18 protein-coding genes are annotated in these 20,934 nt (G+C 69.5%); 15 read left to right on the plus strand and 3 right to left on the minus strand.

Annotation, left to right across the window (positions count from 1 at the left end):
- Position 1: 1 nt before the first annotated feature.
- The 13 genes from KBO27_RS02485 to KBO27_RS02545 all read left to right on the plus strand — a co-directional run bounded on the left by KBO27_RS02485 (position 2) and on the right by KBO27_RS02545 (position 16,602).
- Entirely contained in the window at positions 2-1,330 is a 1,329-nt protein-coding gene (locus KBO27_RS02485; protein ID WP_210968339.1) for an NADH-quinone oxidoreductase subunit D, read from the plus strand.
- Entirely contained in the window at positions 1,327-2,082 is a 756-nt protein-coding gene (gene nuoE / locus KBO27_RS02490; protein ID WP_210968340.1) for an NADH-quinone oxidoreductase subunit NuoE, read from the plus strand. The genes KBO27_RS02485 and nuoE overlap by 4 nt, the downstream gene beginning before the upstream one ends.
- Before the next feature lie 8 nt (positions 2,083-2,090).
- Positions 2,091-3,404, plus strand: coding sequence for an NADH-quinone oxidoreductase subunit NuoF (nuoF, locus tag KBO27_RS02495; RefSeq protein ID WP_210968341.1), 1,314 nt, complete (start codon positions 2,091-2,093; stop codon positions 3,402-3,404).
- Positions 3,401-5,929, plus strand: coding sequence for an NADH-quinone oxidoreductase subunit G (locus KBO27_RS02500; protein ID WP_210968342.1), 2,529 nt, complete (start codon positions 3,401-3,403; stop codon positions 5,927-5,929). The genes nuoF and KBO27_RS02500 overlap by 4 nt, the downstream gene beginning before the upstream one ends.
- On the plus strand, positions 5,926-7,233 hold the full coding sequence (nuoH, locus tag KBO27_RS02505) for an NADH-quinone oxidoreductase subunit NuoH (RefSeq protein ID WP_210968343.1): 1,308 nt from the start codon (positions 5,926-5,928) through the stop codon (positions 7,231-7,233). Before KBO27_RS02500 ends, nuoH begins: the two co-directional genes overlap by 4 nt.
- Positions 7,220-7,786: an NADH-quinone oxidoreductase subunit NuoI gene (gene nuoI, locus KBO27_RS02510; RefSeq protein ID WP_210968344.1), complete on the plus strand. Its 567-nt coding sequence runs from the start codon at positions 7,220-7,222 to the stop codon at positions 7,784-7,786. The genes nuoH and nuoI overlap by 14 nt, the downstream gene beginning before the upstream one ends.
- On the plus strand, positions 7,783-8,736 hold the full coding sequence (locus KBO27_RS02515) for an NADH-quinone oxidoreductase subunit J (RefSeq protein ID WP_210968345.1): 954 nt from the start codon (positions 7,783-7,785) through the stop codon (positions 8,734-8,736). The genes nuoI and KBO27_RS02515 overlap by 4 nt, the downstream gene beginning before the upstream one ends.
- Positions 8,733-9,032 carry an NADH-quinone oxidoreductase subunit NuoK gene (gene nuoK / locus KBO27_RS02520; protein ID WP_093414272.1) on the plus strand — a complete coding sequence of 100 codons (300 nt, stop codon included), beginning with the start codon at positions 8,733-8,735 and terminating at the stop codon, positions 9,030-9,032. Before KBO27_RS02515 ends, nuoK begins: the two co-directional genes overlap by 4 nt.
- A 23-nt stretch (positions 9,033-9,055) precedes the next feature.
- A complete protein-coding gene (gene nuoL, locus KBO27_RS02525) occupies positions 9,056-11,038 on the plus strand; it encodes an NADH-quinone oxidoreductase subunit L (RefSeq protein ID WP_210968346.1) in 1,983 nt (660 codons plus the stop codon).
- Between the two features lie 64 nt (positions 11,039-11,102).
- Positions 11,103-12,680, plus strand: coding sequence for an NADH-quinone oxidoreductase subunit M (locus KBO27_RS02530; protein ID WP_210968347.1), 1,578 nt, complete (start codon positions 11,103-11,105; stop codon positions 12,678-12,680).
- Between the two features lie 26 nt (positions 12,681-12,706).
- A complete protein-coding gene (gene nuoN / locus KBO27_RS02535) occupies positions 12,707-14,248 on the plus strand; it encodes an NADH-quinone oxidoreductase subunit NuoN (RefSeq protein ID WP_210968625.1) in 1,542 nt (513 codons plus the stop codon).
- Between the two features lie 47 nt (positions 14,249-14,295).
- Complete coding sequence (locus tag KBO27_RS02540; RefSeq protein ID WP_307870204.1) at positions 14,296-15,324, plus strand: polyprenyl synthetase family protein; 1,029 nt, start codon at positions 14,296-14,298, stop codon at positions 15,322-15,324.
- A gap of 135 nt (positions 15,325-15,459) precedes the next feature.
- The gene (locus KBO27_RS02545; RefSeq protein ID WP_210968348.1) at positions 15,460-16,602 is read left to right on the plus strand and encodes a sunset domain-containing protein; all 1,143 of its coding nucleotides are present in this window, start codon (positions 15,460-15,462) and stop codon (positions 16,600-16,602) included.
- Between the two features lie 16 nt (positions 16,603-16,618).
- On the opposite strand, the gene KBO27_RS02550 is transcribed toward KBO27_RS02545, so the two are convergent.
- Positions 16,619-17,062: an Lrp/AsnC family transcriptional regulator gene (locus KBO27_RS02550; protein ID WP_210968349.1), complete on the minus strand. Its 444-nt coding sequence runs from the start codon at positions 17,060-17,062 to the stop codon at positions 16,619-16,621.
- A 74-nt stretch (positions 17,063-17,136) separates the two neighbouring features.
- Here KBO27_RS02550 and ddaH point away from each other — a divergent pair, with 74 nt between their 5' ends.
- Positions 17,137-17,991 (plus strand): dimethylargininase, encoded by an 855-nt coding sequence (gene ddaH, locus KBO27_RS02555; RefSeq protein ID WP_210968350.1) that lies wholly within the window; start codon positions 17,137-17,139, stop codon positions 17,989-17,991.
- 49 nt (positions 17,992-18,040) lie between these two features.
- Here ddaH and KBO27_RS02560 read toward each other — a convergent pair whose 3' ends face one another.
- Positions 18,041-18,949, minus strand: a complete 909-nt coding sequence (locus tag KBO27_RS02560) for a YceI family protein (RefSeq protein WP_210968351.1) — start codon at positions 18,947-18,949, stop codon at positions 18,041-18,043.
- 199 nt (positions 18,950-19,148) lie between these two features.
- Between KBO27_RS02560 and htpX the strand changes: the two genes are divergently transcribed.
- Positions 19,149-20,024 carry a zinc metalloprotease HtpX gene (htpX, locus tag KBO27_RS02565; RefSeq protein WP_210968352.1) on the plus strand — a complete coding sequence of 292 codons (876 nt, stop codon included), beginning with the start codon at positions 19,149-19,151 and terminating at the stop codon, positions 20,022-20,024.
- Here the strand turns inward: htpX and rfbA are convergent.
- Entirely contained in the window at positions 20,021-20,896 is an 876-nt protein-coding gene (gene rfbA / locus KBO27_RS02570) for a glucose-1-phosphate thymidylyltransferase RfbA (protein WP_210968353.1), read from the minus strand. The two genes, htpX and rfbA, sit on opposite strands and share 4 nt — an antisense overlap.
- Positions 20,897-20,934 lie beyond the last annotated feature (38 nt).

Below are 20,934 nucleotides of genomic sequence, written 5' to 3' on the forward strand. Positions count from 1 at the left end.
AATGACCACCGAATCACTCACCGGCGCGTACCCCGCCGAGTCGAGAGACACCACCGAGGGCCGCATCTTCACCGTCACCGGCGGCGACTGGGACGAGTTCCTGGACGAAACCGGCGGCGAGGAGCGGGTTGTCATCAACCTGGGCCCGCAACACCCGTCCACGCACGGCGTTCTGCGGCTGGTGCTGGAGCTCGAGGGCGAGACGGTCACCAAGGCCCGCTCGGTCATCGGGTACCTGCACACCGGCATCGAGAAGAACACCGAGTACCGGACGTGGACCCAGGGCGTCACCTTCGTGACGCGCATGGACTACCTGGCGCCGCTGTTCACCGAGACCGCCTACTGCCTGGGCATCGAGAAGCTGCTGGGTATCGAGGCGCCGCAGCGCGCCCAGACGATCCGCGTGATGCTGATGGAGCTCAACCGGATCTCCTCGCACCTGGTCTTCCTGGCCACCGGTGCGATGGAGCTGGGCGCGACCACCGGCATGACCTACGGCTTCCGCGAGCGCGAAGAGGTCCTGCACCTGCTGGAGTTCCTGACCGGTCTGCGGATGAACCACGCGTTCATCCGGCCCGGCGGCGTCGCGCAGGACATGCCGGAGGGCTGGCAGGACAAGGTGCGCGAGTTCATCAAGGTCATGGACACCCGCCTGCCGGACTACGACAAGCTGTTCAGCGGTCAGCCGATCTGGAAGCAGCGGTTGAAGGACGTCGGCTACCTGCCGCTGGACGGCGCGCTGCAGCTGGGCGTGACCGGACCGCTGCTGCGGGCCGCGGGACTGCCCTGGGACCTGCGCAAGGTCGAACCGTACTGCGGTTACGAGGAATACGACTTCGAAGTGCCCACCAGCAACGACGGTGACTGCTACGCGCGGTACCTGCTGCGGGTGCAGGAGATGCACGAGTCGTTGAAGATCATCAGGCAGTGCGTGGACAAGATGGAGTCCGGCCCGCACATGGTGGAGGACGCCAAGATCGCCTGGCCGTCGAAGCTGAGCATCGGCGCCGACGGCATGGGCAACTCCCTGGAGCACGTCCGCAAGATCATGGGCCAGTCCATGGAGTCGCTGATCCACCACTTCAAGCTGGTGACCGAGGGCTTCGACGTCCCGCCGGGCCAGGCGTACGCGCCGGTCGAGTCGCCGCGCGGCGAGCTGGGCGTCCACCTGGTCTCCGACGGAGGCACCCGGCCGATGCGGGTGCACGTGCGCGAGCCCAGTTTCGTGAATCTGCAGGCGATGCCGGCGATGGCCGAGGGCGGGCTGGTGGCCGACGTGATCGCGGCCGTCGCCTCCATCGACCCGGTGATGGGCGGGGTGGATCGATGACCGAGCAGTTCGAGTTCACCACCACCGAGGAGCAGACCGGCGCGGTCGACACCTCGGTGTTCGGCGAGGACACCAGTGCCGAGGCGAAGCAGATCATCGCCCGGTACCCGGAGTCGCGATCGGCACTGCTGCCGATGCTGCACCTCGTGCAGTCGGTGCAGGGGCACGTCAGCCCGGCGGGGATCAAGTTCTGCGCCGAGGAGCTGGCGCTGTCGGTCGCCGAGGTCAGCGCCGTGGCGACCTTCTACACCATGTACAAGCGCAAGCCGTGCGGTCAGCACCTGGTCAGCGTGTGCACCAACACGATGTGCGCGGTGCTGGGCGGCGACGCGATCTACAAGGCGCTGGGCGAGCACCTGGACGTCGGGCACGAGGGCACGGCCGGGGAACCCGGTACCGAGGGCTCGATCACCTTGGAGCACGCCGAATGCCTCGCGGCCTGTGACCTCGGGCCGGTGCTGCAGGTCAACTACGAGTACTACGACAACCAGACGCCCGAGCAGGCGCTGGAGCTGGTCAAGGCGCTGCAGCGCGGCGAGAAGCCCGCGCCGACGCGCGGACCGGCGCTGTCGGACTTCCGGGGCGCCGAGCGCCAGCTGGCCGGGTTCTTCGACGACCTCGACGAGACCGTGACCGGACCCTCGCAGGCGACCGAGACCAACCGCGGCGCCGCGCTGGCCCAGGAACGCGGCTGGACGGCGCCGAGCATGCCCGATGACGCGGAACTCCCGCCGCTGCCGGAGAAGAAGTGAGGGTGGCCATGACCGAAGCGAGCACCAGCCCGGTGACCCCGGTGCTGACCAAGCGGTGGCTGTCGCCGAACTCCTGGACGCTGCACACCTACGAGCAGCTGGAGGGCTACACCGCCCTGCGCAAGGCGCTGCGCGCCCACCCGGACCAGCTGATCGAGCTGGTCAAGGCCTCAGGGCTGCGCGGTCGCGGCGGCGCGGGCTTCCCGGCGGGCGTGAAGTGGAGCTTCATGCCCAAGGACCCGGTCAAGCCGCACTACCTGGTCATCAACGCCGACGAGGGCGAACCGGGGACCTGCAAGGACATCCCGCTGATGATGGCCGATCCGCACTCGCTGATCGAGGGCTGCATCATCGCCAGCTACGCGATGCGGGCCAACCACTGCATGATCTACGTGCGCGGTGAGGCCCTGCACCCGATGCGGCGGCTCCACCACGCGGTCCGCGAGGCCTACGCCGCCGGGTACCTGGGCAAGAACATCCTCGACTCCGGCTTCGACCTGGACATCGTCGTGCACGCCGGGGCGGGCGCCTACATCTGCGGTGAGGAGACCGCGCTGCTGGACTCCCTGGAGGGCAAGCGCGGTCAGCCGCGGCTCAAGCCCCCGTTCCCCGCGGCGGCAGGGCTCTACGCCTGCCCGACGACGGTGAACAACGTGGAGACCATCGCGTCGGTGCCGTTCATCGTCAACGGCGGTTCGGACTGGTTCCGGACCATGGGCAGCGAGAAGTCGCCGGGGCCGAAGATCTACTCGATCTCCGGGCACGTCGAGAACCCGGGCCAGTACGAGGCGCCGATGGGCACCACGCTGCGGCAGCTGCTGGAGCTCGCGGGCGGCATGAAGGACGGCGTCCCGCTGAAGTTCTGGACCCCGGGCGGGTCCTCGACGCCGCTGTTCACCGCCGATCACCTCGACGTCCCGCTGGACTTCGAGGGCGCGGCCGAGGCCGGATCGATGCTGGGCACCACGGCCGTCCAGGTGTTCAACGAGACGGTGTCGGTGCCGTGGGCCGTGATGAAGTGGACGCAGTTCTACGAGCACGAGTCCTGCGGCAAGTGCACCCCCTGCCGGGAGGGCACCTACTGGCTCGCGCAGGTGCTGGAGCGGATGGTCGACGGGCACGGCACCGAGGAGGACATCGACACCCTCCTGGACGTCTGCGACAACATCTTCGGCCGCTCGTTCTGCGCCCTCGGCGACGGCGCGGTCAGCCCGATCACCAGCGGTATCAAGTACTTCCGCGAGGAGTTCCTCGCGCTCTGCTCGAAGAATTCGGGCGGAAACGACAAGTCCGCCGCGGAACTGGTAGGAGCGGCCCGATGACCCTGGCACCCGAATCCGAAGCGCGCCCGGTCCCGGAGGGCTACGTCCGGCTCACCATCGACGGCATCGAGGTCGAGGCGCCCAAGGGCGAGCTGCTGATCCGGACCGCCGAGCGGATGGGCATCACCATCCCGCGGTTCTGCGACCACCCGCTGCTGGACCCCGCGGGTGCCTGCCGGCAGTGCCTGGTCGAGGTCGAGATGAACGGCCGGGCGATGCCGAAACCGCAGGCGTCCTGCACCATGACGGTCGCCGACGGGATGGTCGTCAAGACGCAGAACTCCTCGCCGGTGGCCGACAAGGCGCAGCAGGGCGTGATGGAGCTCCTGCTCATCAACCACCCGCTGGACTGCCCGGTCTGCGACAAGGGCGGCGAGTGCCCGCTGCAGAACCAGGCGCTCAAGCACGGCCGCGCGGAGTCCCGCTTCCACGACACCAAGCGGACCTTCGCCAAGCCGGTGCCGATCTCCTCGCAGGTCCTGCTGGACCGCGAGCGCTGCGTGCTCTGCCAGCGCTGCACCCGGTTCTCCAAGCAGATCGCCGGTGACCCGTTCATCGAGCTGCTGGAACGCGGTGCGCTGCAGCAGATCGGCATCGGCGAGCAGCAGCCGTTCCAGTCCTACTTCTCCGGCAACACCATCCAGATCTGTCCGGTCGGCGCGCTGACCAGCGCCGCCTACCGGTTCCGGTCGCGGCCGTTCGACCTGGTCTCCACCCCCGGGCAGTGCGAGCACTGCGCGTCGGGCTGCGCGACCCGGAACGACTGGCGGCGCGGCAAGGTGATGCGTCGGCTGGCCGGGGACGACCCGGAGGTCAACGAGGAGTGGATCTGCGACAAGGGCCGCTTCGCGTTCCGCTACGCCAACGCCGCTGACCGCATCACCCGGCCGCAGATCCGGGAGAACGGGCAGCTGCGCGAGGCGTCCTGGACCGAGGCGCTGCAGGCCGCCGCCGAGGGCCTGACCGCCGCGCGCGACGCGGGCGGGGTCGGGGTGCTGCCCGGCGGCCGGTTGACCGTCGAGGACGCCTACGCCTACTCGAAGTTCGCGCGGGTCGCGCTGCGCACCAACGACATCGACCACCGCGCCCGGCCGCACTCCACCGAGGAGCTGCGGTTCCTGGAGTCCACCGTGGTCGGGGTGACGCCGGAGAACGGTGTCACCTACGCCGATCTGGAGTCGGCTCCGGCGGTGCTGTGCGTGGCGTTCGAGCCGGAGGAGGAGTCGCCGATCGTCTTCCTGCGGCTGCGCAAGGCCGCGCGGGCGGGCAAGACGCAGGTCTTCCACGTCGCCCCGCGCACCTCGCCGGGCGTGGAGAAGACCACGGTCATCACCCACGCCGGAGGCCCGGTGCGAACCGGTTCGCTCGTGCAGTGCGTGCCCGGTGGCGAGGCCGCCGCGCTGGAGTCGCTGCCGTCCGATGTGGACGAAGCGATCCGGCAGCAGGGCGCGGTGCTCATCGTCGGCGAACGCGCCGCCGAGGTGCCCGGCCTGCTGTCCGAGGTGCTGCGCACCGCCCAGCGCACGGGAGCCAGGGTCGCCTGGATCCCCCGCCGCGCGGGCGAACGCGGCGCCATCGAGGCCGGTGCGCTGCCGACACTGCTGCCCGGCGCGCGTCCCGTCGTCGACGACCACGCCCGCTCCGACGTGGAGCGGACCTGGGGCATGGCACCCGGTTCGCTGCCCGCCGCCGCGGGGCGCGACGCCACCGAGATCCTCACCGCAGCCGCCTCCGGGGAGCTCTCCGGCCTGGTGGTCGGCGGCGTCGACCCGGATGACCTGCCCGACCCGGAGCTGGCCCGCAAGGCCCTGACCGGTGCCGGTTTCGTGGTCAGCCTGGAACTCCGCCCCAGCGCGGTGACCGAGCAGGCCGACGTGGTGCTGCCGATCGCGCCCAGCGCGGAGAAGAGCGGCAGCTACCTCAACTGGGAGGGCCGCCGCCGCGAGTTCACCACCACCATCGACGGCACCGGCGCGCTGCCGGACTGCCGGGTGCTGGACACCCTCGCGGTCGAGATGGACGCCGACCTGTTCACCCAGAGCCCGGCCGCCGCGAGCGCCGAGCTCGACCGCCTCGGCACCCACACCGGCGGACGCACCGCAGGACCTGACGAGGCCGTCGCGCACGCACCACGCCCCGGCCCCGGCCAGGCCGTGCTGGCGACCTGGCGGCAGCTGCTGGACAACGGTTCGCTGCAGGACGAGGAGCCGAGCCTGGCGGGCACCGCCCGCAACCGGGTCGCGATCGTCTCGCCGGAGACCGCCAAGCGCGTCGAGATCAGTTCCGGACAACGGCTGGAGGTCCGCACCGAGCAGGGCAAGATCGTGCTGCCGGTCGAGATCGCCGACATGCCCGACGACGTCGTGTGGGTGCCCACCGACTCCGGGAAGGCCCGCGTGCACAAGGTCCTCGGCGTCGGGCACGGAGCGCTCGTCGACATCGCGCCGAGCAGCGCGAGCCCGGAGAGCAACGGGCACTCGCTGAACGGCACTTCCCCGGCCCACCACAACGGGGGGAACGCATGACCAGAACAGCCGAACTCCTCGCGGACGACCCGATCTGGCTGATCCTGCTCAAGGTCGTGGCGATCTTCGTCTTCCTGGTGCTGATGACGCTGCTGACGATCTGGGCGGAACGCCGGGTCATCGGCCGCATGCAGCACCGGCCCGGCCCGAACCGAGCGGGACCGTTCGGCATCCTCCAGTCGCTGGCCGACGGCTTGAAGCTGGCCTTCAAGGAGGACATCCGCCCGGTCATGGCCGACAAGTGGGTGTACTTCCTGGCCCCGGTCATCTCCGCGACACCCGCGCTGGTGTCGTTCGCGGTGATGCCGATCGGCCCCGAGGTCACCATCTTCGGCGAGCGCACCGCGCTCCAGCTGGTGGACCTGCCGGTGGGCCTGCTGGTCGTCCTGGCCTGCGCCTCGATCGGCGTCTACGGCATCGTGCTCGCCGGCTGGGCCTCCGGTTCCCCGTACCCGCTGCTGGGTTCGCTGCGGTCGGCGGCGCAGGTGATCTCCTACGAGATCGCGATGGGCCTGTCGTTCGTCGCGGTCATCATGTACGCGGGCACGCTGTCGACCTCCGGCATCGTCGCAGCGCAGGAGAACGGCTGGTTCTTCGCGCTGCTGCCGGTGAGCTTCCTGGTCTACGTGGTGTCGATGGTCGGTGAGACCAACCGCGCCCCGTTCGACCTCCCCGAGGCCGAGTCCGAGCTGGTCGGTGGTTTCCACACCGAGTACTCGTCGCTGAAGTTCGCGCTGTTCTTCCTCGCCGAGTACATCAACATGGTCACCGTCTCCGCGCTGGCGACGACGCTGTTCCTCGGCGGCTGGCACGCGCCGTGGCCGCTGTCGCTGATCGGCGACGGGGTCCTCAACACCGGTTGGTGGCCGGTGCTGTGGTTCCTCGGCAAGACGATCGCGTTCCTGTTCTTCTTCGTGTGGCTGCGCGGCACGCTTCCCCGCCTGCGCTACGACCAGTTCATGGACCTCGGCTGGAAGCTGCTGGTCCCGGTCAGCCTGGTGTGGATCATGGCGGTGACCGTCATCCGGGCGCTGCGCAACTCCGAGACCGTCAGCACCCAGCAGTTCATGATCGGCGGCGCGGTCGTGGTGGTGATCCTGGTCGCGGCCACGTTCCTCATCCCGGACCGCAAGCCCGAGAAGGACTCCGACGAGGTTCCGCTCGCGGGTAGCGGGTTCCCTGTGCCGCCGATCGACCTGGAAGTCCCCAAGACCCCGCCGCGACGCACCTCGGTGCGCTCCGGCACCGGTGCCGGCGAGCTCGCGGGTCCGGAAGGCGAGGAGGCACCCCATGGGAATGTTTGATCCGATCAAGGGATTCGGCGTCACCTTCTCGACGATGTTCAAGAAGGTCGTGACCGAGGAGTACCCCGAGGTCAAGAAGGTCGCCGCGCCCCGGTTCCACGGCCGCCACCAGCTCAACCGGCATCCGGACGGGCTGGAGAAGTGCGTGGGCTGCGAGCTGTGCGCCTGGGCGTGCCCGGCCGACGCGATCTTCGTCGAGGGCGGCGACAACACCGACGAGGCCCGCTTCTCGCCCGGTGAGCGCTACGGCATGGACTACCAGATCAACTACCTGCGCTGCATCGGCTGCGGGTTGTGCATCGAGGCGTGCCCGACGCGGGCGCTGACGATGACCAACGAGTACGAGACCGCGGACGACAACCGCCAGGACCTGATCTACACCAAGGCCGACATGCTGGCGCCGCTGCTGCCCGGCATGGAGCAGCCGCCGCACCCGATGCGCCTCGGCGAGAACGAGCAGGACTACTACGTCAACGGTCCCGAGCTCGCCAAGCAGCGAGGGGTTCCGGAGGGATCGACGGTGGAATCCGGTCCGGAGGTTGATGCGCGATGAGCACCGGAATCGTGCTGGCACAGGCCGGCGAGGTGGTCGGCACCGGGGAGACGGTGCTGTTCTGGGTCCTCGGTCCGCTGTCGCTGCTGGGCGCGCTCGGCATGGTCTTCGCCCGCAACGCGGTGCACTCCGCGCTGTGGCTGGTGCTGACGATGCTGAGCCTGGGCGTGCTCTACATGGGTCAGAGCGCGCAGTTCCTGGGCTTCACCCAGATCATCGTCTACACCGGCGCGATCATGATGCTGTTCCTGTTCGTGCTGATGATGGTCGGCCGCGACTCCTCGGACTCGGTGGTGGAAGTCCTGCGCGGGCAACGCCTCTGGGCCGGTCTCGGCGGCGTCGGTCTGGCAGCGCTGCTGGTCTCGGGCCTCGCCCGGTCGCTGGCCTCGGTGCAGGCGGCACCGCCGCTGGACCCCTGGCAGCCCGCCGGTGGTGGAGCGGGCGGCCTCGGCCGGCTGATCTTCACCGACTACCTCTTCCCGTTCGAGCTGACCTCCGCGCTGCTGATCACCGCAGCGGTCGGGGCCATGGTGCTGGCCTACGGCGGCAAGGGCCGCGGCCCGCGCCTGAGCCAGCGGGAGCGCGCCAACGCGCGGTTCCGCGGCGAGCGCCCGTCGCCGCTACCCGGTCCCGGCGTGTACGCCACGGCCAACTCGGTCGCGGTGCCCGCGCTGCTGCCGGACGGTTCGGTCGCGCCGGAGTCGCTGTCGGAGCTGCTGGAGAACCTGCCCGCCGAACGGCTCGACGACGAGCGCCGCGCGGTCGCCGGTGACGAGCCCGAACCCGACGCGCACGCGCTGACCGAAGAGCCGGAGCCGCCCGAGCAGACCGGTTCCGGCAAGTCCGGTGAACCGGTCATCGACGCGGGTCCCGAGATCCCGGCGCCGGACAACGGCAACGGTCGTCCGGACCAGCGGGCCGGTCACGCCACCGAGGAGGTTCACCAGTGACCCCCACGTACTACCTGCTGCTGTCCGCGCTGCTGTTCTCGATCGGCGCGGTCGGAGTCCTGGTGCGGCGCAACGCCATCGTGGTCTTCATGTGCGTCGAGCTGATGCTCAACGCGGTCAACCTGACGCTGGTCACCTTCGCCCGCATCGAGGGGACGGTGCACGGGCAGGTCATGGCGTTCTTCGTGATGGTCGTCGCGGCCGCCGAAGTGGTGGTCGGCCTGGCCATCATCATGTCGATCTTCCGGACGCGTCGCTCGGCCTCGGTCGATGACGCCAACCTGCTCAAGTACTGAGAGGGCGCGTGGTGACGGCAAAGATGCTTGAAACCGCAGCGGGGGTCGCCGAGGCGACCGGGCCCGCGCAGTCCTACGCCTGGCTGCTGGTCGCGTTCCCGCTGGTGGGTGCCGCGATCCTGCTGATCGCGGGACGCCGTGCCAACGGCTGGGGACACCTGCTGGGGTCGGCCACGGTGATCGCCTCGTTCGCCTACGGGCTGTGGCTGTTCACCTCCGTCGCCGGCAGTCCGGAAGGCGAGCAGGTCCGCGATCTGCACCTGTTCTCCTGGATCCCGGTCAACGCGCTGCAGGTCGACTTCGGACTCCGGCTGGACCCGCTGTCGATGGTGTTCCTGCTGCTGATCACGGGCGTGGGATCGCTGATCCACCTGTACTCGATCGGCTACATGAGCCACGACCAGCAGGGGCGCACCGGTTCGGCCAACACCGAGCGCCGCCGGTTCTTCGCCTACCTGAACCTGTTCGTCGCCTCGATGCTGATCCTGGTGCTGGGCAACAGCTTCGTGACCCTCTACCTCGGCTGGGAGGGCGTCGGCCTGGCGTCGTACCTGCTGATCGGGTTCTGGCAGGGCCGTCCTTCGGCCGCCGCGGCGGCGACCAAGGCGTTCGTGATGAACCGGGTCGGCGACGTCGGCCTGGCGCTGGCGATCTTCCTGCTGTTCGCCAACCTCGGCACCACGCAGTACGCGGAGGTCTTCGCCCGCGCCGGTGAGCTCTCGCCGGGCGTGCTGCTGGCCATCACGCTCCTGCTGCTGCTCGGCGCCTGCGGCAAGTCCGGCCAGGTCCCGCTGCAGGCGTGGTTGCCGGACGCCATGGAGGGCCCGACCCCGGTGTCGGCGCTGATCCACGCCGCGACGATGGTCACCGCGGGCGTCTACCTGGTGGCCCGCTCCAACCCGCTGTTCTCGCTCTCGCCGGGCGGGCAGCTGGCCGTCACCATCGTCGGCGCCGTGACGCTGCTGGTCGGATGCGTCATCGGCTGCGCCTACGACGACATCAAGAAGGTGCTGGCGTACTCCACGGTCAGCCAGATCGGCTACATGATGCTGGCGGTCGGGCTCGGCCCGGCCGGGTACGCGCTGGGCATCATGCACCTGCTCACGCACGGCTTCTTCAAGGCCGGGCTGTTCCTCGGTGCCGGTTCGGTCATGCACGGCATGAACGACGAGGTCGACATGCGCAAGTTCGGCGGCCTCGCGCGGTACATGCCGATCACCTTCGGCACGTTCGGACTCGGCTACCTCGCGCTGATCGGGTTCCCGTTCCTGTCCGGCTTCTACTCCAAGGACGCCATCATCGAGGCGGCGTTCGGCCAGGAGGGCTGGCGCGGCTGGATCTTCGGCGGTGCCGCGATGCTGGGCGCGGGCATCACCGCGTTCTACATGACGCGGCTGGTGCTGATGACGTTCTTCGGCGAGAAGCGCTGGAAGGACCTGAAGGCGAGCAACGGCCAGGACTTCCACCCGCACGAGTCGCCGGCGATCATGACCGCGCCGATGATCGTGCTGGCCATCGGTTCGATCGGGGCCGGCATGTTCCTGGCGGGCGGCGACCGGCTGGTGACGTTCCTGTCGCCGTCGCTGGGCGAGCTGCAGGAAGCCCACCACACCGCGATCCCGCACGCGATGATCCCCGTGCTGACGGTGGCCATCTCCGCGCTGGGAGCGGTGATCGCGTGGTTTGTCGTCGGCCGCAAGCCGGTTCCGGTCGAGCGCCCGGCGAAGGTCTCGCCGGTGGTGCGCGCGGCTCGCGCCGACCTCGGCGGCAACGCGTTCAACGACCTCCTCGCGGTGCGCCCGACCTTCGGCCTGACCAAGGGATTGCTCGCGGTCGACCGCAAGGGCGTCGACGGCACGGTTTCCGGCATCGCCGCGCTGCTGACCTTCAGCTCGGGCCGGATGCGCCGCTGGCAGACCGGTTTCGTCCGGTCCTACGCGCTGTCCATGCTCTTCGGCGGTGTCGTGGTGATCGCCGCCCTGATGGCAGTGGGGATCCCGACATGACGACCTCGCACGGACCCGTTCTGCCCAGTCCTGTTCGGCACAGTGAGCTCCGGGAGGAGATCCGATGACCCTGCTGCTCGCCCTGGTGCTGCTGCCGATCGTCGGGTCGGTGGTGGTGGCGCTGCTGCGCGGCAACGCCGGCGCGGCGAAGTGGACCGCGCTGGGGTTCTCCCTCGCCGAGCTCGTGATCGCCGTGGCCGCGTGGTTCGCCTACGACCCGGCCGGCCCGCGGATGCAGCTGACCAGCTCGATCCCGTGGATCCCGTCGTTCGACATCAACTTCTCGCTCGGCGTGGACGGCATCGCGCTGGTGATGGTCCTGGTCATCGCCGTGCTGATGCCGCTGGTGCTGGGCTACAGCTGGGGCGAGAAGCTGCCCGAGGGCCGCACGCACGGCGGGTTCTTCTCGCTGCTGCTGCTCGAGCAGGCGCTGACCGTGGCGGTCTTCGCCGCCACCGACGTGTTCCTGTTCTACGTGCTCTTCGAGATCATGCTGATCCCGATGTACTTCCTCATCGGCGGCTACGGCGGTGAGAACCGCAGCTACGCGGCGGTGAAGTTCTTCCTCTACTCGTTCCTCGGCGGCCTGATCATGCTGGCCTCGGCCATCGGCGCGTACAGCTACAGCGCGCAGGTCACCGGCGAGGGCACCTTCGACTGGGCCAAGCTCGTCCCGATCCTGTCGGACGCCCCGCTGAACGTGCAGATCTGGCTGTTCCTGGGCTTCTTCGCGGCGTTCGCGATCAAGGCCCCGCTGATCCCGTTCCACACCTGGCTGCCGGACGCCGCGCAGCAGGCGCCGATCGGCGTCGCGGTGATCGTGGTCGGCGTGCTGGACAAGGTCGGCACCTTCGGCTTCCTGCGCTACAGCCTGCCGCTGACGCCGCAGGCGTCGCAGCAGCTGGCTCCGCTGGTGCTGGTGCTCGCGGTGATCGGGGTGCTCTACGGCTCGCTGCAGGCGTTCGGGCAGACCGATCTCAAGCGGTTCATCGCCTACGTCTCGATCGCGCACTTCGGGTTCATCGCGCTGGGCATCTTCGCGTTCACCTCGCAGGCGCACGTCGGCGCGGTGTCGTACATGATCAACCACAGCATCGCCACGGGCATGCTGATCCTGGTGATCGGCATGATCATCGTGCGCGGCGGGTCGACCCGCATCGCCGACTACGGCGGCATGGCGAAGGTGACCCCGCTGCTGGCGGGCACGCTGCTGATCGCGGGTCTGAGCACCCTGTCGCTGCCGGGGACCAACTCCTTCGTCAGCGAATTCCTCGTGCTGGTCGGGTCTTTCCCGACCCGCCCGGTGTACACGACGCTGGCCACGATCGGCATGGTGCTGGCCGCGGTCTACGTGCTGTGGCTGTACCAGCGCACGATGCAGGGCCCGGTGCGCGGCGACGCGCTGCTGGGCACCGCGACCGGGCCGGGGGCGGTGACCGACCCGAACCGCGAAGGCGCGCACCGGCTCCGGCTGGCCGACCTGGGCGCCCGGGAGATCGCCGTGCTGGCCCCGCTGGTCGTGCTGATCATCGGGCTCGGCGTGTACCCGAAGCCGGTGCTGGACGTGATCAACCCGTCGGTCGCGGCAACCATGAGCGAGGTCGGCGTCACCGACCCCGTGACCTCGCAGGGAGGTAACTGACAGTGGTCAAGGGATTCCCGAGCCAGCTGGGTTCCGTCGAGATTCCGCCGATCGACTACGCGGCGATCGCGCCGGTGCTGGTGATCCTCGGTGCCGCCTGCCTGGCGATCCTGGTCGAGGCGTTCCTGCCCCGCCACCAGCGCTGGTCGGTGCAGGTCGGGCTCAGCCTGGCGTCGATCGTCATCGCCGGTGTCGCGCTGGCCGCGTTCGCGCGGTCCGCCGGGACCGGTGTGACCACGCTGTCCGACTCGCTGGCCATCGACCCGCCGACGCTGTTCCTGTGGGGCACGCTGCTGGCGCTCGGACTCGGTTCGGTGCTGCTGATCGCGGACCGCTCGGTCGAGCCGGGCGGCGCGTTCGTGGCGGAGGCGATCCCGGCCGAGGGCCCGGGGACGATGAGCCGCGCCGCCGCATCGGCGTCCGGGATGCGCACCGAGGTCTTCCCGCTGGCCCTGTTCTCGCTGGGCGGGATGATGGTGTTCTGCGCAGCCAACGACCTGCTGACGATGTTCATCGCGCTGGAAGTGCTGAGCCTGCCGCTGTACCTGATGTGCGGGCTGGCCAAGCGCCGCCGGTTGCTGTCGCAGGAAGCGGCCGTGAAGTACTTCCTGCTGGGCGCGTTCGCCTCGGCGTTCTTCCTCTACGGCCTCGCGCTGCTCTACGGCTACGCGGGCTCGGTGAAGCTGCAGGCGATCGCCGACGCCACCGCCGGCTCGGAGCGCTCCGACACCCTGCTGTTCGCCGGTCTCGGCCTGCTGCTGGTGGGTCTGCTGTTCAAGGCGTCGGTGGGTCCGTTCCACACCTGGACCCCGGACGTCTACCAGGGCGCCCCGACCGCGGTCACCGGTTTCATGGCCGCCTGCACGAAGGTCGCGGCCTTCGGCGGCATCCTGCGCGTGCTGCAGGTCGCCTTCGAGGCGTCCAGCTGGGAGTGGCGCGGCGTGGTCTGGACGATCGCCGTGGTCTCGATGGTCATCGGCGTGGTGCTGGGCCTGACCCAGCGCGACATCAAGCGGATGATCGCCTACTCCTCGGTGGCCCACGCCGGGTTCATGCTGCTGGGCGCGCTCGCGCTGTCCGACCGCGGTTTGGCGGCGACGCTGTTCTACCTGCTCGCCTACGGGTTCACCACGATCGCCGTGTTCGGTGTGATCAGCCTCGTACGCCGGTCCGACGGTGAGGCAACTCACCTTTCGGACTGGGCGGGTCTGGCGAAGCGTTCACCCCTGGTCGCCTGGGTGTTCACCTTCCTGCTGCTCGCCCTCGCCGGCATCCCGATGACCAGCGGTTTCGTCGGAAAGTTCGTGGTCTTCGAGGCCGCCCTGACCGACGGCATGGCACCGTTGGTGGTGGTGGCCCTGGTGGCGAGTGCGGTTGCGGCCTTCTTCTACCTTCGTGTCATCGTGCTGATGCACTTCCAAGAACCGGCTGCTGACGGCCCCACCGTGAGCGTGCCGGGTGCGTTCACGACGGCGGCGATCACGCTGGGCGTGGTCGTGACGTTGTTGCTGGGCGTGCTGCCGACGTTGGCTCTGGACTGGGCGAACGTCGGGGGATTCGTGTCGTAGAGTGCTCGCCCGTAGGGCGATCGTGGGGGAGCGAAGGCGACGGTGACGTGAGCAGGCCAGCGGATGACCCGATCAGTGAACTGAGCGCAGCCGGGTTGGGTGGTTTCCAGATCACCGACGTGGAGCTGGCCGACTCGGTCAAGCAGGGCATGGCACGCGTCGAGCAGCTGCTGCACGACGAGGTGCGAAGCGACCTCGACTTCGCCACGCGCACCTCGCTGCACCTGGTGGACGCGGGCGGGAAGCGCTTCCGCCCGCTGTTCGTCCTGCTCGCCGCTCAGTTCGGCGACCCCACGACCGACGAGGTGGTCAAGTCCGGCGCGGTGGTGGAGATGATCCACCTCGCGACGCTCTACCACGACGACGTGATGGACGAGGCCACCATGCGGCGGGGCGCGACCAGCGCCAACGCCCGCTGGGACAACTCCGTCGCGATCCTGACCGGCGACTTCTTGTTCGCCAAGGCCTCCCAGCTGATCGCCGACCTCGGCGCCGAGGCGGTCCGCCGGATGGCGGCCACCTTCGAGGCGCTGGTCACCGGGCAGATGCGGGAGACCGAAGGGGTCGGCGAGGGCGATGACGCCGTCGACTTCTACCTCAAGGTGATCTACGAGAAGACCGGTTCGCTGATCGCGACCGCCGGCCGGTTCGGCGCCTGGTTCTCCGGTGCCGACGAAGCGACCATCGAGTCGCTGGAGCGCATCGGCAAGCTGATCGGCACCGGGTTCCAGATCTCCGACGACATCATCGACATCGCCTCGCCGTCGAAGGAGTCCGGCAAAACCCCGGGCACCGACCTGCGCGAGGGCGTCAAGACGCTGCCGATGCTCTACGCGCTGGCCGACGAGAACTGCCCGGCCCGGCTGCGCGAGCTGCTGGACCGTCCGCTGTCCTCCGACGCCGAGGTCGCCGAGGCCCTGGAGCTGCTGCGCGAGTCGCGGGGTCTGGAGCGGACTCGCGGCACGCTGCAGGAGTTCGCCGACGACGCCCGCAAGGAACTCGCCTCGCTGCCCGACGTGCCGGCCAGGGAGGCGCTGTCCTCCCTAGTCGACTACGTGGTCGCCCGCACCTGGTGATGTGCCGCGGTCTGTCTTGAACTCGCCGTCTGAGTCACGAGCGCGTCAAAGAGGTTCCGGGCGGCGTCGCACGCGTGGTAGGAACCCGGGTGTGACCGGCGGAGCTGCTGGAGCCCCGGAGGAGGGACATCTCTCGTGATCACCTGGCTGTTCACCCAGGTGTGGCTGTGGAGCCTCGCCGCTTTCCTGTTGGGCGCGCTCATCACCTGGGCGTTGTTCGTCCGGCCGTTGCGGCGCAGGCTCAAGGCCGAGCTGGCCAGGCCGCGCTACGCCGAACCCGTCTACGACGAGCCGGTCTACGACGAGCCCGTTGACGAGACCTACGAGGACGAGCCGGTCACCGAGCACCGGTCGCTGGACCTGCTCGAGCAGCGCCCGCCTCAGTGGGAGTCCCCCGAGGAGCAGCAGCTCGAGGAATGGGACCGCCGGCCGCGCCCGTGGGTCGCGGCGGAGGCGACGCTCCGCTCCGCTCCGGCGGAGACGCAGCGGCTGCCGGAGCCGGAACCCGAGCCGGAGGCGCCGTCCGGGGACAACACCTGGTTCCGCAACCCCGAGGTGGAGGAGCCCAGGGCCGAGTCGCGCCCGTCGCAGTTCCCGCCGGGAGCCGACGACGAGGAGTCCGATCAGCTCTCGGGTCAGCTCCGCTCGCTGTTCGAGCCGGAATCCAGCGGTGACGCCGCCGAGCCGTACACGCCGCCGGTCGGTGCCGACGCCACGCAGGTCATCCCGGCCGTCCCGCCCGAGCAGCCGCAGGTCGGCAGCGCGAACGGCGATGCTGCCGAGGCCACGCCGCTGCCGAAGCGCACTCCGCAGCCTCGCTCCGACGCGCCCGCGCCGTCCGATCCGCCGAACATCCCGGACTCGTTGCGGCAGCGCGTCGAGAACGGCGAACCGCTCGCGCGCGGTGACGAGGGCGCGGAAGCCCCGGAGATCAAGCTGGTCGACAACCCCGACGACTCCGCTCCGCTTCCCCGCCGGACCCCGGGCGCAGGCCCTCACCCGGGTCGCGACGCCAAGTGGGAGAAGCCCTCGGAGCCCCCTCAGGCCCAGGAACCCGTCCCGGACCGCCCGGAACCCCGCCGCGCAGGGGCCGAGGTCCCTCGTCCCAAGCCCGCCCAGGCCCCGGCCTCGGCGGGCCCGATGATCAAGGGTCATTCGGCGTCCCGGAAGTACCACACCCCGGACTCCCCGCAGTACGACCAGATCAGCGCGGACGTCTGGTTCCGCACGCCCTCCGACGCCGAGATCGCCGGCTTCGAGGCCTGGAACCGCGCCTGATCGCACGCCGCTGAGGTCAGTCGGCCTGCGGCTGGCGTTCGAGCAGGCGCGAGAGGACGACGGTGGAGACCGTGCGGGAGACGAAGTCGACCTCGCGGAGCCGCTCCATCGCCTCCTCCAGGTGGTGGATGTCGGCAGCGCGCAGGTGCACGATGGCGTCCGCCTGCCCGGAGACCGTGTAGGCGGCGATGACCTCCGGCAGCGGTTCCAGCCCGGTCCTGATCCGGTGCGCGGGGACGTTGCCGTGGCAGTGGACCTCCACGAACGCCTCCGTCCCCCAGCCCAGCGCCTCGGGGTCGACCACCGCGGTGAACCCCTGCAGAACGCCCTGGTCGAGCAGCTTGTCGACCCGTCGCTTCACCGCTGGTGCGGACAGTCCCACGTCTGAACCGATCTCCGCGTAGCTCGCGCGAGCGTCGGCGACCAGGTGCGAAATGATTCGTTGGTCCAAGGCGTCCATGCGCAATATTCTGCCGCAAACGACGAACGGAGCGGCGTTGATGGTAGGTATCCGTAGCGCTTAGATTTCGATTCATGACGGCAACAGCGGCGCGACCCGCCGAAACGCTCGCGGCCAAGCAGGCCACCACCCGCCACTTCCTCATGTGCCCGCCCGCGTACTTCACCGTCGAGTACGTGATCAACCCGTGGATGAACCCGGACGAACCGGTGGACGCGGCGCTGGCGATGGCGCAGTGGGAAGAGCTGAAGAACACCTACGTGCGGCTCGGGCACACCGTGGACACCATCGAGCCGCAGCCCGGCCTGCCCGACATGGTCTTCGCCGCGAACTCCGGCACGGTGATCGAGGGCCGCGTGCTCGGCTCGAAGTTCCGGGCGCCGGAGCGAGCCGCGGAGGCCGAGCACTTCCGCCGCTGGTTCGTCACCCGCGGCCACCGCGACCTGGTGATGCCGACGCGGATCAACGAGGCGGAGGGCGACTTCGCCTGGACCGGTGAGGTGCTGCTGGCCGGAACCGGGTTCCGCACCGACCCCGCGGCGCACGCCGAGGCGCAGGAGGCCCTGGGCGTTCCGGTCGTCTCGCTCAACCTGGTCGACGAGCGCTACTACCACCTGGACACGGCCCTGTTCGTGCTGGACAAGGGCCCGAACGCGCAGATCGCCTACTACCCGGGCGCCTTCTCGGAGGGCTCGCGCCGGGTGTTGGCGCGGATGTTCCCGGACGCGGTGATCGCCGACGAGGCCGACGCCTCCTGCCTGGGTCTCAACGGCGTCTCCGACGGACACCACGTGGTGCTGCCGTTCGAGGCGACGGGCCTGGCCGCGCAGCTGGAGGAGCGCGGCTACGAGGTGATCGGGCTGGACATGTCCGAGCTCCGCAAGTCCGGCGGCGGCCCCAAGTGCTGCACCATGGAACTGCACGCCTGACCTGGGAGAACGGCTGCGCGAGGCGATCGCGCAGCCGTTCTCCGCTTCGTCACACCATGACGGCCTGAACGCCCAGCTCGATGCTGACCGTCGGGCCGACCACCGCGATGCCCTTGGCGAGCGTGGCCTGCCAGTTCACCGAGTAGTCCTCGCGGCGCAGGGTCGCGGTGGCGTCGCAGGCGACCCGCAGGTCGCCGTCGAACCCGGGACCCTGGAACTTGCGCTGCCCCAGGTAGACCGTGGCCAGTTCCACCGGGCTGGTGGTGCCGCGCAGGGTGAGAGCGCCGCTGACCTTCCAGCGGTCCGCGCGCACGTGGGTGAGCCGGTTGCTGCGGAAGTGCAGCTGCGGGTGCGACTCGACGTCGAGGAAGTCCGCCGACCTGAGGTGGTCGTCGCGCATCTTCACGCCGGTGTCGATGGAGGCGGCCTCCATGACGACCTCGATCCGGGAGTCCTCGAACCGGGGCGCCACGTCGATCACGCCGTCGAACCGCCGGAACTCCCCGTGGATCTTGGACATCCCGATGTGCTGGGCCACGAACCGGATCTCGGTGTGGTACGGGTCGAACCGGTAGCGGCCGGGCTGCGGCAGCTGCAGCGAGTCGTCCGGCTCCACTCCGATGCTGCCCAGCGGGGAGTGCTGGTTGACCTGCACCTGGATCCGGGCGCTGTAGCGGCGGTAGCCGCCTGCGGTGAGGGAGAGCTTGTGGGTGCCGGGGGCGACGGCGAGGGCGAAGCCGCCGTAGGAGTCGGTCTTGGTCTCACCGATGACCTGGTTGAGCCGGTCGACGATGGTGACGGTCACTTCGGGGAGGAGCGAGCCGCGCTCGTCGTGCACCTGCCCGCTCACCAGACCGCTGTCCAGCGGCGTGGGGTGCAGGGAGAATCCGGCGCGGGGGGAGCGCGCCGGAGTGCCGGGGCTGGCCGACAACCGTCGGCGCAGCTTGGCGAGGACCATTGAGAATCCCTTCTGAGCATCCTCCGCACGAGGGGGGAACCGGAGGATTAATTTCTGCTTTCAACGACTGTGGGTTTCACCCTAGATCGACTAACGAGTTCACCCGATCGGAGGGTGAAGTTGTATTCCGCACATTCGTTCAGCGGAACCACTCGTCGACGCCAAGCGTTTTCCAGTTGAATCACGGGCGGAGGCAGAGGTGCGCAGTCATTTCAACGGTCTGAAAACCGCGGTGCTGCTCGGCGGGATGAGCGCGCTGGTGCTGCTGGTCGGTGCGATCTTCGGACGGGCCGGACTGGTCATCGCGCTGGTCGTGGCGCTGGGCATGAACGGGTTCGCCTACTTCAACTCGGCGAAGCTGTCCTTGCGGTCGATGCACGCCAGGCCGGTCTCGGAGGCCGAGCAGCCGGCGATGTACCGGATCGTGCGCGAGCTGGCGACTTCGGCGCGGCAGCCGATGCCCTCGCTGTACATCAGCCCGACCCGCGCCCCGAACGCGTTCGCGACCGGCCGCAACCCGCGCAACGCCGCGGTGTGCTGCACGACCGGCATCCTGGAGCTGCTCGACGAGCGCGAGCTGCGCGCGGTGCTCGGCCACGAGCTCTCGCACGTCTACAACCGCGACATCCTGATCTCCAGCGTCGCCGGAGCGCTGGCCAGCGTCGTGACGTTCCTGGCGAACTTCGGGATGTTCTTCGGCATGTTCGGCGGCAGCGACGAGGACCGCCCGAACCCGTTCGCGATGCTGCTGGTGGCCCTGCTGGGGCCGATCGCGGCGGCCGTGGTGCAGATGGCGGTCAGCCGCTCCCGCGAGTACCAGGCCGACGCCTCGGGCGCTCAGCTCACCGGTGACCCGCTGGCCCTGGCCTCGGCCCTGCGCAAGCTGCAGCTGGGCACGCAGGCGGCGCCGCTGGCCCCGGAACCGCAGCTGGTATCGCAGTCGCACCTCATGATCGCCAACCCGTTCCGCCCGGGCGAGCGCTTGACCAGGTTCTTCTCGACGCATCCGCCGATGGACGAGCGCATCGCGCGGCTGGAGGGCATGGCGGGCAGGCAGCTGCCCCCGATCCACTAGGCACCCGCCTTGCGGGCGACCTCCATCACGTACTCGCCGTACCCGGACTTGGCCTGCTTGGCGCCGAGCTCGTAGCAGGCCTCGGCCGAGATGAAGCCCATCTTGAGCGCGATCTCCTCCAGGCAGGCGATCCGCACCCCGGTGCGGTGCTCGAGCACCTGCACGAACTGCCCGGCCTCCAGCAGCGAGTCGTGCGTCCCGGTGTCCAGCCACGCGAAGCCGCGGCCGAGCTCGGTCAGGTGCGCGCGGCCTTCTCGCAGGTAGGCGAGGTTGACGTCGGTGATCTCCAGCTCGCCTCGCGCCGACGGGGAGAGCCCCTTGGCGATGTCGACGACGGCGTTGTCGTAGAAGTACAGCCCGGTGATCGCCATGTTCGACCTGGGTTCGGTGGGCTTCTCCACGATCGACAGCAGCTTGCCGTCCGCGTCGACCTCGCCGACGCCGTACCGCTGCGGATCCCGCACGGGATACCCGAACAGGGTGCATCCGCGCAGGTCACGAGCGCAGTTGCGGAGGATGCCGGAGAAGCCCTGGCCGTAGAAGATGTTGTCGCCGAGCACCAGCGCGACGGGCTCGTCGGAGACGAAGTCGGCCCCGATGACGAAGGCTTCCGCGAGCCCGTTGGGCTCCGGCTGCTCGGCGTAGGAGATGTCCAGCCCGAACTGCGATCCGTCACCCAGTAAGCGCTTGAAGAGCGGCAGGTCGGACGGGGTGGAGATCAGCAGGACCTCCCGGATGCCCGCGAGCATCAGCACCGAGATCGGGTAGTAGATCATCGGCTTGTCGTAGACCGGGAGAAGCTGCTTCGACACGGCTTGGGTGAGCGGGTGCAACCGAGTCCCGCTGCCTCCGGCCAGCACGATCCCCTTCACACAGCACCTTCCCGATCAGCCGGCGCGGCGTACCCGCC

The sequence above is a fragment of the Saccharopolyspora endophytica genome, assembly GCF_018070075.1.
GTDB classification, from domain to species: domain Bacteria; phylum Actinomycetota; class Actinomycetes; order Mycobacteriales; family Pseudonocardiaceae; genus Saccharopolyspora; species Saccharopolyspora endophytica.